Source organism: Streptomyces sp. NPDC055189, assembly GCF_053606765.1.
The window spans coordinates 48,566-62,789 of the sequence record NZ_JBSGSG010000034.1 but is presented as its reverse complement, the minus strand read 5'-3'; the positions used below and the strand labels follow the sequence as shown (position 1 = coordinate 62,789).

The 14,224-nt window shown below is 71.2% G+C and carries 6 protein-coding genes; 5 read left to right on the top strand and 1 reads right to left on the bottom strand.

The genetic code is table 11. The features are described from left to right. Positions 1 to 128 precede the first annotated feature (128 nt). The 4 genes from ACWFR3_RS23780 (at position 129) to ACWFR3_RS23765 (ending at position 8,677) form a co-directional block, all read left to right on the top strand. A complete protein-coding gene (locus ACWFR3_RS23780) occupies positions 129 to 2,384 on the top strand; it encodes an ABC transporter ATP-binding protein (RefSeq protein ID WP_453736624.1) in 2,256 nt (751 codons plus the stop codon). Beyond that, a complete protein-coding gene (locus tag ACWFR3_RS23775; RefSeq protein WP_453736623.1) occupies positions 2,381 to 4,321 on the top strand; it encodes an ABC transporter ATP-binding protein in 1,941 nt (646 codons plus the stop codon). Before ACWFR3_RS23780 ends, ACWFR3_RS23775 begins: the two co-directional genes overlap by 4 nt. A gap of 379 nt (positions 4,322 to 4,700) precedes the next feature. After that, positions 4,701 to 6,755, top strand: coding sequence for a M4 family metallopeptidase (locus tag ACWFR3_RS23770; protein WP_453736622.1), 2,055 nt, complete (start codon positions 4,701 to 4,703; stop codon positions 6,753 to 6,755). Positions 6,756 to 7,042: 287 nt separating this feature from the next. Next, a complete protein-coding gene (locus ACWFR3_RS23765) occupies positions 7,043 to 8,677 on the top strand; it encodes a M4 family metallopeptidase (protein WP_453736621.1) in 1,635 nt (544 codons plus the stop codon). Positions 8,678 to 8,740: 63 nt separating this feature from the next. Here the strand turns inward: ACWFR3_RS23765 and glgP are convergent, their stop codons facing one another. Next, positions 8,741 to 11,371: an alpha-glucan family phosphorylase gene (gene glgP / locus ACWFR3_RS23760; RefSeq protein ID WP_453736620.1), complete on the bottom strand. Its 2,631-nt coding sequence runs from the start codon at positions 11,369 to 11,371 to the stop codon at positions 8,741 to 8,743. 192 nt (positions 11,372 to 11,563) lie between these two features. Here glgP and ACWFR3_RS23755 point away from each other — a divergent pair, with 192 nt between their 5' ends. Beyond that, the gene (locus ACWFR3_RS23755) at positions 11,564 to 14,206 is read left to right on the top strand and encodes a protein kinase domain-containing protein (RefSeq protein WP_453736619.1); all 2,643 of its coding nucleotides are present in this window, start codon (positions 11,564 to 11,566) and stop codon (positions 14,204 to 14,206) included. Positions 14,207 to 14,224: the final 18 nt, after the last annotated feature.

Below are 14,224 nucleotides of genomic sequence, written 5' to 3'. Positions count from 1 at the left end.
CGGGATACGACTTCGCCGGTGCGGTCTCGTCCCTGCGCCGCGTGGCCCGGTCGTAGGACCAGCGGACGAGCGGGGACGGGTCAAAACTCGGTGGGCTCTGTCAGTGGTCGTCCGTAGGCTCGCTCCTGATGCCGAAACCAGATGCACCGACCAAGGAACCTGCCGAAGGGCCCGCCGGGGGGCCTGCCCGGGAAGGGTCCGCGGCGCGGACGCTGCTCCGGCTGTGGCCGTACGTCCGTCCCGTGCGCACCCGCCTGTTCAGCGCTGCTTTCGTCGCCATCCTCGCTTCCTGTACGGGGCTCGTCTTCCCCCTCGTACTGAAGTGGCTGGTGGACGGTCCGGTGGCGGACCGTGATCTCGGCGGGGTCTGGCTCGGGGCGCTGCTCCTGCTGCTGCTCGGTGTCGCGGAGGCGCTGCTCTTCGGTCTGCGGCGCTGGCTGGTGGCACGGCCGCTCGCCTCGGTCGAGGCGGCGATGCGGGCGGATCTCTACCGCCATCTGCAGCGGCTTCCGGTGGCCTTCCACGACCGGTGGGCCTCGGGGCAGTTGCTGTCGCGCGGCACGACGGATCTGATGCTGCTGCGGATGTTCCTCGCCTTCCCGCTGACGTTCCTGATCGTGAACGGGACGACGATCGTCGTCGGCATGGTGATCCTGGTGGCGCAGGACTGGGCTCTTGGCCTCGTGCTGCTCACGCCGCTGGTTCCGCTGGTGATCGTCTGCGCGTACTACGAGGGCCGGTACATGGCCGTGGCGCGGCGGGCCCAGGACCAGGTCGGCGACCTGACGACGGTCGTCGAGGAGAGCGTGCTCGGCATCCGCATCATCAAGGGGTTCGGCCGCCACCGCAGTCAGGCGCGCGCGTTCCGCGAGCTCTCGCGCGAGCTGCGGGGCACGGAACTGGCCAAGGCGCGGCTGCTCGCGGCGATATACGCGGTGATCATGGCGCTGCCGGAGGTCGCGATCGGTGCGGCGCTCGTCCTCGGGACGGTGCAGGTGGCCGACGGCGGCCTGTCCACGGGCACGCTGGTCGCGTTCCTCTCGACGGCGCTCGCGCTGCGCTGGCCGGTGGAGTCGATCGGGTTCCTGCTCGCGATGAGCCAGGAGTCGGCGACGGCCACGGAGCGGTACTTCGAGGTGATGGACGCGGAGCCGGAGTCTTCGACGGCGCTCGCCCCGTCGTCCGGAGAGGGGTCTTCCGGCGCTTCCGGGCTCCGCTTCCACGGCGTGGAGTTCCGCTACCCGGACGCGCCCGACGACGCCCCGCCCGCGCTCGACCGGATCGATCTGCACATCCGGCACGGCGAGACGCTCGCCCTGGTCGGCGCGACGGGCAGCGGCAAGACGACGCTGACGGCGCTCGTGCCCCGGCTGCACGAGGTGAGCGGGGGCCGCATCACGCTGGACGGCGAGGACATCGCGGGGATGGAACGCGAACGGCTGCGCACGCTGGTGGCCGTCGCCTTCGAGGAGCCGACTCTGTTCTCCGCTTCGGTGGGCGAGAACGTCCTGATGGGGGCCGGGGAGGGCGCGGGCGATGCCGAGTTGGAGCGCGCCCTCGACGTCGCCCAGGCCGACTTCGCGCACGCGCTGCCGCAGGGCACGGCCACGCAGGTCGGCGAGCAGGGCCTGAGCCTCTCCGGCGGCCAGCGCCAGCGCCTTGCCCTGGCCCGCGCGGTGGTGGGCCGCCCGCGCTTCCTGGTCCTCGACGACCCCCTCTCGGCGCTCGACGTCCACACGGAGGCCCTGGTGGAAGCGGCCCTGCGCCGCGTACTGCGGGACACGACGGCCCTGGTGGTGGCCCACCGCCCCTCCACGGTCCTCCTCGCGGACCGGGTGGCACTGCTCTCCGGGGGCCGCATCACCGCGGTGGGCACGCACCAGGAACTGCTGCGGGAGAACGCGGAGTACGCGTGGCTGATGTCGGGAGCGGGGGTCGCTCCCGCGACAGGGGAAACCGACCTGCCGCCCGCCACCGCACAGACCGAGACGAGCGCCGCCCCCGCGACAGGGGAAACCGACCTGCCGCCCGCCACCGCACAGACCGAGACGGGCGTCGCTCCCGCGACAGGGGATACGGGCTCTCCGCCCATGACCGGGCGGACGGAGGTGCGGGACGCTCCCCCGGCAGAGCCAGGCGCCGCTCCCGCGATGGAGGAAGCCAAACCGATCTACACGACCGGACCGGCGGAAGCAGGCGTCGCTCCTGCGACGCGGGGCGCCGATCCCGCCTCCGCGACCGGGCAGTTGAGAACACCCCTCGCTCCCGCGACGGACGACGCCGGACCGGCGTCCGCCGGCGGGGCGGCGGAAATGGGCCCCGCGTTTGCGGATGTACAGGCTGAGGCGGGCGTTGTGTCCGCGGAAGGGGAGGGCCTGCGATGAGCGCGTCCACGCCGGCGTCACGGACCACGGGGACGGACGAGGAGGACCCCTTCTCGCAAGATGCCGGTCGCCCCGCACCTCCCCCCGGCGAGCACACCGCCCCCGGCGCAGAGGCGGTGCCCGAACCCGCCTCCCCCGCCGACGACTTCGACCAGGACACCCTCCCCGCGGCGCCCGGCGCCACCTCCGCCCTGCTGCGTTCGCTGCTTTCGCCCCTGCGCAGGCGCGTCATTCTGGCGGCCGTACTGCTGCTCCTGCAGCAGGCCGCCGTGCAGGGCGGGCCGTTGCTGGTTGCTTATGCCATCGACAGCGGCGTGCCCGCCGTCCGCGGCGGTGACTACGGGCCGCTCGTGGCCATCGGCATCGGATACCTGCTCTGCGCGGCCGCGTCCGGCGGTTTCCAGTACGCGTTCATCGTCGCCTCGGCCCGCGTCAACCAGGACGTCCTGCTCGATCTGCGCGGCCGCATCTTCCGGCACGCGCAGGCCCTCAGCGTGGACTTCCACGAGCGGTACACCTCGGGACGGCTCATCTCCCGGTCCACCACCGACGTGGAGTCGCTGCGGGAGCTCCTCAGCGAGGGGCTCCAGGAGCTGATCACCGTCATCCTGTCCTTCGTCTACATCTCGGCGATGCTCCTCTGGCTCGACCTGAGCCTCGGAGCCGTGGCCGTCGCCTCGTTCGTTCCGCTCTACCTCCTCGTACGCCGTTACCAGCGCCGCGCGGGCCCCCTCTTCGGCAAGCGGTCCACCGCCATCGCCTCCGTCATCGTGAAGTTCGCCGAGACGATGAACGGCATCCGGCCCGTCCGTGCCTTCCGCCGCGAGCGGGCGAACGAAGCGGAATTCGGCGCGCTCAACCGTCATCACGAGCGGGCCAACGGAGACGCCATGCTGGAGATGGCCCGCTACGTGGTCGGCTCGCGGCTCGTCGCCAACACGGCCGTCGCCGGGATCGTCCTGTGGGGCGCCTACCGCGTCACCGAGAACACCCTCGCGCTCGGCGTCCTCGCCGCTGCCGTGCTGTATCTGCGGCGCCTGTACGACCCGATCGACCGGCTCGGGATGTTCCTGAACTCCTACCAGTCCGCCGCCGCGTCCCTGGAGAAGGTCGCGGGTCTCCTCGCCCAGACCCCCTCCGTGCCCGAACCGCACCCCGACCGCACCCGGCCGCTGCCCGCCCTGGCCTCCGAACACCCCGGCCGCGAGGTCGACTTCGACGGCGTGCGGTTCGCCTACCGGACCGGCGGCGAGGTCCTGCCCCGCTTCGACCTGACCCTGCCCGCCGGGCAGACCGTCGCGGTGGTCGGCTCCACCGGCGCCGGCAAGTCGACGCTCGCCAAGCTGCTCGCCCGCTTCTACGACCCGACGGAGGGCAGGGTCCTGCTCGACGGCGTCGACCTGCGGGATCTCGCCAACCCGGAATTGCGGCGCGGTGTCGTCATGGTGACCCAGGAGGCATTCCTCTTCTCCGGGACCGTCGCCGAGAACATCGCCATCGGCCGCCCCGACGCCACCCGCGAGGACGTCGAACAGGCGGCGAAAGCCATCGGCGCGCATGACTTCATCACGTCCCTGCCCGACGGCTACGACACCGACGTACGCAAGAGGGGCGGCCGTATCTCCGCCGGTCAGCGCCAGCTCGTCGCCTTCGCGCGGGCGCTGCTCGCCGACCCGGCGGTGCTGATCCTCGACGAGGCGACCAGCTCGCTCGACATCCCCGGCGAGCGGGCCGTGCAGCGCGCCATGCACACGGTCCTGCGCGGCCGGACCGCGGTCGTGATCGCCCACCGGCTCTCCACGGTGGAGATCGCCGACCGGGTGCTCGTGATGGAGCACGGCCGTGTGGTGGAGGACGGCACTCCGGCCGAACTCATCGCGGGCAGCGGGTCGTTCGCGGACCTGCACCGGGCGTGGCGGGACAGCGTGGTCGGGTAGTCGCCGCCATCCCGCGCCCGCCCCGCGCCCATCCCGAGCCCGGCCCAGCGGAGGGGCCGGAATCAGCCACACCCTTGTATGCACCCGGTGAGGGGCTCTCGTCGAACAATGACGAGCCCCTCACCTTGAGCGACCCCTCCGTTTATCGAACGTGACCGACCGGGCAGCGGACCATTTCCGGCCAACTCTTGACGCACTCCTGACAAACAGAGCGCGCCGATGCCACTCTTCCCCTCGATTCCCGGCACCACCGTGTTGCACCAGTGCTCCACCGTGCAATTCCCAGCTCCACGTTCTGCCTTGTTCTGCCCGGACGGCACGACCGCGCCGCCCGGTCCCCCTGGCCGCGTACCCCGCGGCCACGCAGAAGGAGTCCGTGTTGAGAAGCACCTCTCACAGACCTGCCTCCCACAGACGCGCCACCGCCGCGGGCGCCCTGACCGCCGTCGCCGCCCTCGTCGCGGTGGCCTTCCAGACGGGCCCGGCATCCGCCGACGACCCCGCGATACCACCGGCCAAGCCCTCGGCCGCGGCCAAGATAGGCAAGGCCGACCCCGGCTCCCTGCCCGTGAAGCTCACTCCCGCCCAGCGTGCGGCGCTCCTCAAGGACGCCAACGCCACCAAGGCGGACACGGCCAAGGACCTGGGGCTCGGCGCCAAGGAGAAGCTCGTCGTACGTGACGTCACCAAGGACGGCGACGGCACGACGCACACCCGCTACGAGCGCACCTACGACGGCATGCCCGTCCTGGGCGGCGACCTGGTGGTCGACGAGGCGAAGTCCGGCAAGACCGAGGGCGTCACCAAGGCGTCGAAGGCCCAGCTCAAGGGCGTCGACACCACCGCCGACGTGAAGGCCGCGACCGCCGAGAAGCAGGCGCTCGGCGCGGCGAAGGCCGAGGGTTCGAAGAAGACCGACGCGAACCGCGAGCCCCGCAAGGTCGTCTGGATGGCCAAGGGCGAGCCGACTCTCGCGTACGAGACGGTGGTCGGCGGCCTTCAGCACGACGGCACGCCGAACGAGCTGCACGTCATCACGGACGCGGCCACCGGCAAGAAGCTCTTCCAGTGGCAGGGCGTCGAGAACGGCACGGGCAACACGCAGTACAGCGGTCAGGTCACCGTGGGCAGCGCTCAGTCGGGGTCGAACTACACCCTGACCGACACCGCTCGCGGCAGCCACAAGACGTACAACCTCAACCGGGGCACGTCGGGCACCGGCACGCTCTTCTCGGGCCCGGACGACGTGTGGGGCAACGGCCAGGCGTCCAACGCGGAGACCGCGGGCGCGGACGCCGCCTACGGCGCCCAGCTCACCTGGGACTACTACAAGAACGTGCACGGCCGCTCCGGTATCCGCGGTGACGGTGTCGGCGCGTACTCGCGGGTCCACTACGGCAACAACTACGTCAACGCGTTCTGGCAGGACTCCTGCTTCTGCATGACGTACGGCGACGGCTCGGGCAACGCCAAGCCGCTGACGTCCATCGACGTGGCGGCCCACGAGATGACGCACGGCGTCACGGCGGCCACCGGCAACATGACGTACAGCGGTGAGTCCGGCGGCCTGAACGAGGCGACGTCCGACATCTTCGCGGCGGCCGTGGAGTTCCACGCCAACAACGCGCAGGACAAGGGCGACTACCTCGTCGGCGAGAAGATCGACATCAACGGCGACGGCACCCCGCTGCGCTACATGGACAAGCCCTCCAAGGACGGCGGCTCCAAGGACTCCTGGTACTCGGGCATCGGCAACATCGACGTCCACTACTCGTCCGGTGTCGCCAACCACTTCTACTACCTGCTGAGTGAGGGCAGCGGCGCCAAGGTCGTCAACGGCACCTCGTACGACTCGCCCACCTCGGACGGTCTGCCTGTGACCGGAATTGGTCGTGACAAGGCGTCGCTCATCTGGTTCAAGGCACTGACGACGAAGTTCACCACAACCACCAACTACGCGGCGGCCCGTGCCGGAACCCTCGCGGTGGCCGGTGAGCTGTACGGCACCACCAGCGCCGAGTACGCGGCGGTGGCCCACGCGTGGGCCGGCGTCAACGTCGGATCGCGGCCCGGTGGCGGCGGCGGCACGGACTTCGAGAACACCACCGACGTGGCCATCCCGGACCGGGGCGCCGCCGTCACCTCGTCGATCAACGTCACCGGCCGCACGGGCAATGCGCCCGCCGCGCTGAAGGTCGGCGTCGACATCGTGCACACCTGGCGCGGTGACCTGGTCGTCGACCTGGTGGCCCCGGACGGCTCGACGTACCGCCTGAAGAATTCGAGTGCGAACGACTCGGCGGACAACGTCGTGGAGACCTACACGGTCAACGCCTCGTCCGAGGTGGCCAACGGGACCTGGAAGCTGAAGGTCCAGGACGTGGCCGCGCAGGACACCGGCCGCATCAACAGCTGGAAGCTCACCTTCCCGTAAACCGGTAGGTGAACGCACCGACTTGCGCCGCTCCGGGTGGATCAACTCCCCGGAGCGGCGCAGCCATGTGTGCGGACAGGTGCGTAACACGCCGTTCGCATTGCGTACATGGACCATCGCTCAACGGACGATTTCCGGCCAACCTGCGGCCAGGTACCTGACATGCACCTGGCTCAACTGACACTCTTCCCTCGCACGACACAACAGAACATCTGTACACCCGCACCGCATCTTTCAGCCCGGACAGCTCCCCAACGCCGCCCGGGCCCCCCACAGAAGGAGCATGCGTGACCCCCCACATATCCCGGAAGCGCTCGACGCTGGCCATCGCCACCGCTGTTGCCGCCGGAGCACTGCTCGCAGGCGGACTGGCCACCGGAGCCTCCGCGCAGCCCGACCAGGCCGCTGCGCCCGCCGGTTCGCAGATCGCACTCTCCTCCACCGCACGCGCCGGACTGCTCCAGGACGCGAACGCGGACAAGGCCGCCACCGCCGAGAAGATCGGCCTCGGCGCGAAGGAAAAGCTCGTCGTACGCGATGTCGTCAAGGACCGTGACGGCACCACGCACACCCGCTACGAGCGCACCTACGACGGTCTGCCCGTCCTCGGCGGCGACCTCGTCGTCCACGCCACCAAGAGCGGCAAGGTCAAGAGCGTGACCAAGGCGGCCAAGGCCACCATCAAGGTCGCATCGACCTCCGCGAAGGTCGGCGCCAAGTCGGCCGCGAAGTCCGCCGAGTCGACCGCCGCGAAGAGCGGCGACACCAAGAAGGCCGACGCACAGGACCCGCGCAAGGTCATCTGGGCCGCGTCCGGCAAGCCGGTCCTCGCCCACGAGACCGTCGTCACCGGCGTCCAGAAGGACGGCACGCCCAGCAAGCTGCACGTCATCACCGACGCGGCCACGGGCAAGAAGCTCTTCCAGTACCAGGCCATCGAGAACGGCGCGGGCCACAGCCAGTACAGCGGCGATGTCGAGGTCGGCTCCAAGAAGGGCTCCAGCGGCTTCGACCTGACCGACGACTCGCGCGGCGGCCACTCGACGTTCGACCTGAACCACGCCCAGAGCGGCGAGGGCAAGCTCGTCACGGACGACGACGACACGTGGGGCACCGGAAAGGCGGACGACCCGCAGACCGCCGCCGTCGACGCCGCGTACGGAGCCCAGCTGACCTGGGACTACTACAAGGGCGTGCACGGCCGCGAGGGCATCAAGGGCGACGGCAAGGGCGCGACGTCGCGCGTCCACTACGGCAAGTCGTACGTCAACGCCTTCTGGGACGACAGCTGCTTCTGCATGACGTACGGCGACGGCGAGGGCGACAAGAAGCCCCTGACGTCGATCGACGTGGCGGCCCACGAGATGTCGCACGGCGTCACCGCGGCCACCGCCAACCTGGAGTACAGCGGCGAGTCGGGCGGCCTGAACGAGGCCACCTCCGACATCTTCGGCGCCTCCGTCGAGTTCAACGCCAAGAACAAGGAAGACGTCGGTGACTACCTCATCGGCGAAGAGATCGACATCAACGGCGACGGATCGCCGCTGCGCTACATGGACAAGCCCTCCAAGGACGGCCAGTCCCTGGACAACTGGAGCGCGGACGCGGGCAACGTGGACGTCCACTACTCCTCGGGCATCGCCAACCACTTCTTCTACCTGCTGTCCGAGGGCAGCGGCGCGAAGGAGATCAACGGCGTCAAGTACGACTCGCCGACCGCCGACGGCTCCAAGGTCGAGGGCATCGGGCGCGACAAGGCCGAGAAGATCTGGTTCAAGGCCCTGACGTCGTACTTCACCACGACGACGGACTACAAGGCGGCCCGTGAGGGCACGCTGAGCGCCGCGAAGGACCTGTACGGCGCGGACTCCGCCGAGTACAAGGGCGTGGACGCGGCCTGGGCCGGCGTCAACGTCAAGTAACTGCCACCGACAGCGGACGGGCCGGGAACCTCCGGCCCGTCCGCTGTCTTTTGGTGTCCCGCTCTACCGCAGCAACACTCCCGCGGCCTCGCCCGTCCCCTCGGACGGCACGGCCACGAGCCCCAACTCCGCCCCACTGGCCAGCAATCGATGGGCGGGCAGGATGCGGACCGTATAGCCGAACGGTCCCGTCCGGTCCAGGGCCAGCGGACCCTCGTAGAGGCGCCGGCCCTCCGCGTCGGGGCCGCCCACGGCCTTCAGCGGCAGCGGCCTCGCGTCGGCGATGACGTCCTCGGGGTCCACCCGGCCCGCGATCGACTGCACCTCCACGTCGTCCGGGGTCAGCTCGCCGAGCCGCACGCGGACCCGCAGCGAGAGCGTGGCGCCGAGTTCGGCGGTGGCGCCGGTCGCCGACGCCTCGACGTGGTCGACGGCGACCCGCGGCCAGGCCGCACGCACCCGCGACTTCCACGAGGCGAGCTCCACCGCGGCGTCCGCGCCCAGCGTGCGGTGCGCCCGCGCGGCGGGAACGTACAGCTGCTCCACGTAGTCACGCACCATCCGCCCGGCGAGTACCTTCGGCCCGAGCCGGGTCAGCGTGCGCCGGACCATCTCGATCCACCGGTCGGGCAGTCCCCCCGGCCCCTGCTCGTAGAAGCGGGGCGCGATCCTGCGCTCAAGGAGGTCGTACAGCGCCGCGGCCTCCAGGTCGTCCCGCCGGTCGTCGTCCGTGGCCTCCCCGTCCGCCGTGGGAATCGCCCATCCGAAGTCGGGTTCGAACCACTCGTCCCACCAGCCGTCGAGAACCGACAGGTTGAGGCAGCCGTTCAGCGCCGCCTTCATCCCGCTCGTCCCGCACGCCTCAAGGGGCCGGAGGGGGTTGTTCAGCCACACGTCGCAGCCGGGATAGAGCTTCTGCGCCATCGCCATGCCGTAGTCCGGCAGGAAGACGATGCGGCCGCGCACCCGCGGATCGTCCGTGAAGCGCACCAGCTCCTGGATGAGCCGTTTGCCCCCGTCGTCCGCCGGATGCGCCTTTCCGGCCACGACGATCTGGATCGGCCGCTCCTCGTGCGTAAGCAGCTCCATGAGACGGTCCCTGTCCCGCAGCATCAGCGTCAGGCGCTTGTACGAGGGGACGCGGCGCGCGAAGCCGATCGTCAGGACAGCGGGGTCCAGTACGTCGTCGATCCACCCCAACTCGGCGCTGGCCGCGCCCCGTTGACGCCAAGACGCGTACAGCCGCTGCCTGACCTCCGTGACCAGCTGGCCCCGCAGCTCACGCCGCAGCTCCCAGATGTCCGCGTCCTGGATCTCGGCCACCGCGTCCCAGCGCTCCGAGCCGCCCACGGACAGCGCGTCCTCGGTCCGCTGGGCGCCGATCTGCCGGGCGCCCAGGCGGAACACCTCGGGGGCGACCCAGGTCGGGGCGTGCACGCCGTTCGTGACGGAGGAGATCGGCACCTCTTCGGCGTCGAACCCCGGCCACAGGCCCGCGAACATCTCGCGGCTCACCTTGCCGTGCAGCGTGGAGACGCCGTTGGCACAGCGCCCGAGCCGCAGGCCCATCACCGCCATGTTGAAGCGGTTGGGCTCACCGCCGGGGTAGGTCTCCATGCCCAGGCGCAGTATGCCTCCGACATCGATGCGGGGCAGTTCGGCGTGGGGTCCGAAGTGCTGGGCGACCAGCTCGCGGTCGAAGCGGTCGATTCCGGCGGGTACGGGGGTGTGGGTGGTGAAGACGGTCCCGGCCCGTACGGATTCGAGTGCGGTGTCGAACTCAAGCCCTTGATCGGCGAGTTCGTGGATGCGCTCCAGGCCGAGGAAGCCCGCGTGGCCTTCGTTCGTGTGGAAGACCTCGGGCTCGGCGTGCCCGGTCAGCCTGCAGTACGTCCTTATGGCGCGGATCCCGCCGATGCCGAGCAGCATCTCCTGGAGCAGGCGGTGTTCGCTGCCGCCGCCGTAGAGCCGGTCGGTCACTTCGCGGGCGCCGGTGTCGTTCTCCTCGACGTCCGAGTCGAGCATGAGGAGCGGCACGCGCCCCACGCTCGCCTGCCATACGTGCGCGCGCAGGGAACGTCCGCCGGGCAGCGCGATCGCCACCAGGCTGGGGGTGCCGTCCGCCTCGCGCAGGAGGGAGAGCGGCAGCTCGTTCGGGTCGAGCACGGGGTAGGTCTCCTGCTGCCAGCCGTCGCGGGACAGCGACTGGTGGAAGTAACCGTGCCGGTAGAGCAGGCCGACCCCGATGAGCGGGAGTCCGAGGTCGCTGGCCGCCTTCAGATGGTCGCCGGCGAGGATGCCGAGCCCGCCCGAGTACTGCGGCAGGGCGTCGGTGATACCGAACTCGGGCGAGAAATAGGCAACGGCGCTGGGCAGTTCGCTGCCCCGCTCGGCGGACTGCTCCTGATACCAGCGATCCCCGGTGACGTACTCCCGGAGTCCGTCCGAGGCCTCGGCGAGGCGGCGCAGGAAGACCTCGTCCCCGGCAAGCTGGGCGAGCCGCGCGGGCGGCACGCTGCCGAGCAGCCGCACGGGGTCACCGCCCGAAGCGGCCCACAGTGCGGGATCGACGGCCTTGAACAGTTCACGGGTCCCGGTGTGCCAGGACCAGCGCAGATTACGGGCAAGCTCCGATAGCGGGGCGAGAGGTTCGGGAAGAGCGGGTCGTACGGTGAATCGACGGATGGCCTTCATCACGGTGCACCTCTGACAGGGTGTCTGACGGGGCGTATGACGGGGGCGTTCGTGAGTCTCGTATCGATGTGTCGCCCCGACGTTAGCGTTGCGCCGCCCCTGTCACCACGGCGCACAGGGTGCACGTTCCGGGTCACGGGTAACGTGACCTGGTGGGACGGAAGTTGACAGGGGCACAGGGGGACGGGGCGGATGATCGGGCAGTTGCGTGACGCGTCGCCTCGGCGGATCGGACCGTATGTGACGCTGGCCCGGCTCGGGGCCGGCGGGATGGGCGAGGTCTTTCTGGCGCGCCCCGCCGATGCCGCCGGATTCGGGCCCGCGGACCTCGTCGCCGTGAAGGCCATCCGCAACGAACTGGCGACGGACGACATATTCCGGCGGCGCTTTTGGCGCGAGGCGCAGGTCGCGGCGTCCGTCGACAGTCCCTTCGTGGCGCGGCTCGTGGCGAGCGAGGCCGAGGGCGAAGTGCCCTGGCTGGCGACGGAGTACATACCGGGGCCCACCCTTTCCGAGGCCGTGCGCCGGCACGGTCCGCTGCCGCCCGGCGCGGTCGCCGCACTCGGGGCGGGCGTGGCGCGGGCGCTGACGGCGGTGCACGCGGCGGGCGCCCTGCACCGTGACCTGAAGCCGGGCAACGTACTGCTCGGCCGGGACGGCCCCAAACTGATCGACTTCGGCGTGGCGCGGGTGCAGTCCGCCACGACCATGACCCGGTCGGGCCTGCTCGTCGGCACCCCCGGTTTCATGTCGCCGGAGCACGTGGCGGGCGGCAAGCACGTGGTGGCGGCATCGGACGTGTTCTGCCTGGCCTCGGTGCTCACCTACGCGGTGTCGGGGCGGGATCCCTTCGGGGACGGGCCGATGGCCGCCGTCCTGTACCGGGTCTCGCGCGCCGAGGCCGAACTGGGGGCCATGCCGGTCGAGTTGCGGGACATCCTGTCCGCGTGTCTCGCCCGCGACCCGGGTGAGCGGCCCGGCGCGGCGGACGTCGCCGAACGATTCGTACGGCTGCGGGACGCGGCCACGGACGCCCGGTGGCCGGAGGCGGTGCGGGACGCGGTCGGCGAGACGCTGCGGGACGTGGAGCAGCTGTGCGCGTCGGGGCTGCCGCTGCTGCCGGTTCCGGTCTGGCCGGAAGCGGAGGCCGGGCGTCCGGCGACGGCGCAGGGCAGCCCCGCCACCGCACCGGGGCATCCGGTCACGGCGCCCGGACATCCGGCCGCCGCACCCGGACATCCGGCCGCCGCACCCGGGCATCCGGTCACCGCTCCGGGGGCGCCCGGCCCCCTCGGCGTGCATCAGTTGCCGACGATGAGCGGTTCGCCGCCGCCCGCCCCGGCGGCCCCTCCCCGCCGCCGCACGTCGCGCGTGCTGCTCGCCACGGTCGCCGTGGCCGTGCTGGCGGGCGCGCTGGGCGGGGGGCTCGCCGTGTGGGCGCCCTGGCAGGGCGACTCCGGCAGTTCCGGCGCCTCTGACAACTCCGACGGGTCCGGAGGCGGCGACGGGGACGGCGACGGAGGCGCGGCGGGGAGGGGCGATCCGGGGTCGGCCGACCCCGCCGCCGTCAAGAAACTGATCGCACAGGCCGGTGTCGACGCGAAGGGCACGGCCGACCGGTCCGGGGTGGTGAAGCAGGTCGCCGCCCAGCGCCCCAAGGGGTGGAAGGCGTGGCGGGGCAGTCTCGGCCACTCCCCCATGAGCTGCTCCGCCGACACCCGCGCCATCGTCTGCCTGCTGACCAACGGCACGTACGAGGCGGTGAGCGCCGTCGACGGCAAGCGGCTGTGGAAGTCCGGCAAGGTCGACCCCGAAGGCGGTGTGGACGAGGCGTACATCGGCCCGAGCGGCGCCTACTTCAGGCCCGGTGACGTGGTCGAACCGCAGGTGCGCGGCGGCAGGGCGGTCATCGCGAGCGACGGTGTCCTGCAGGTCCGCGACTCCGCGACGGGTGATGTCATCTGGGACGCGCCACCCCCGGACGGCGCCGGCGCGTTCAACCTGCGCCCGCTCCTCGACGACGACACGCTCCTGGTCACCGCGGAGGGTTCGTACGTGAAGGAGGGGTCCATCGCCTCCTTGCACGCCTACGACCTGGACCGCGGACGCCCGCTGTGGCACGAGGATCTCGGCACCCCGCTGGAGGCCAAGGCCGACATCAACCGCTACCAGATGCGCGCCTTGCGCGACGGAGTCGTCTACGCCGACGAGAAGGGCGGCCTTACGGCGTACGACGCACGGACCGGCGACGAGGTCGGCCGGGCCGGAAGCGAGTGCCGGACCGTCCTGGTCGGCACGGACGTACTGTGCACGACGTCCACCGGCGACGCGTCCGGGACCGACGCTCTGCCGCCACGCGTGAAGACCTTGCAGCTGCGGGCCCGCACCTTGAAGGAGGCGGGTGAACCCTTCTACTACCCGGAGACCGAGGGGTTCGGGCCGACCGCGGGGCCGACGGCCGTGAACCGCTCCCTCGCGGTCGGGGTGGACCCGGGCAAGGGCAGCGTGCTCGTCAACGACCGGGGCAACGGGAAGGTGCTGCGCTCGGCGAAGCTGCCCGACGGGAACGTCCCGGCCTCGTCGCCGCTGGTCCTCGGCGGGCGTGCGCTCTACGCGGACAGCGGCGCGCTGTACACGCTGCCGCTCGGCGCCGGTACGGGGCAGGTGTCGCGGCATCCCGTGCCCGGCGCGCCGGGCGACCGGCCCGAGCCACCGCCGAACGTCAACGGCACCGTCATCTCGGAGACGCTGCGCGCACCGACCGTCCTGGCCCTGGGCGGCGTCGCCCACGTCATCTACGACGAAGGAAAGATCTCGTCGGTGGCCCTGCCCTGACGACCGCGCAGCCAGCCG

What these genes read in the sequence shown, in the direction of transcription:
- ACWFR3_RS23780 (WP_453736624.1), top strand. Translation starts at nt 129, where the DNA reads ATGCCGAAACCAGATGCACCGACCAAGGAACCTGCCGAAGGGCCCGCC.
- ACWFR3_RS23775 (WP_453736623.1), top strand. Translation starts at nt 2,381, where the DNA reads ATGAGCGCGTCCACGCCGGCGTCACGGACCACGGGGACGGACGAGGAG.
- ACWFR3_RS23755 (WP_453736619.1), top strand. Translation starts at nt 11,564, where the DNA reads ATGATCGGGCAGTTGCGTGACGCGTCGCCTCGGCGGATCGGACCGTAT.
- glgP (WP_453736620.1), bottom strand. Translation starts at nt 11,371, where the DNA reads ATGAAGGCCATCCGTCGATTCACCGTACGACCCGCTCTTCCCGAACCT.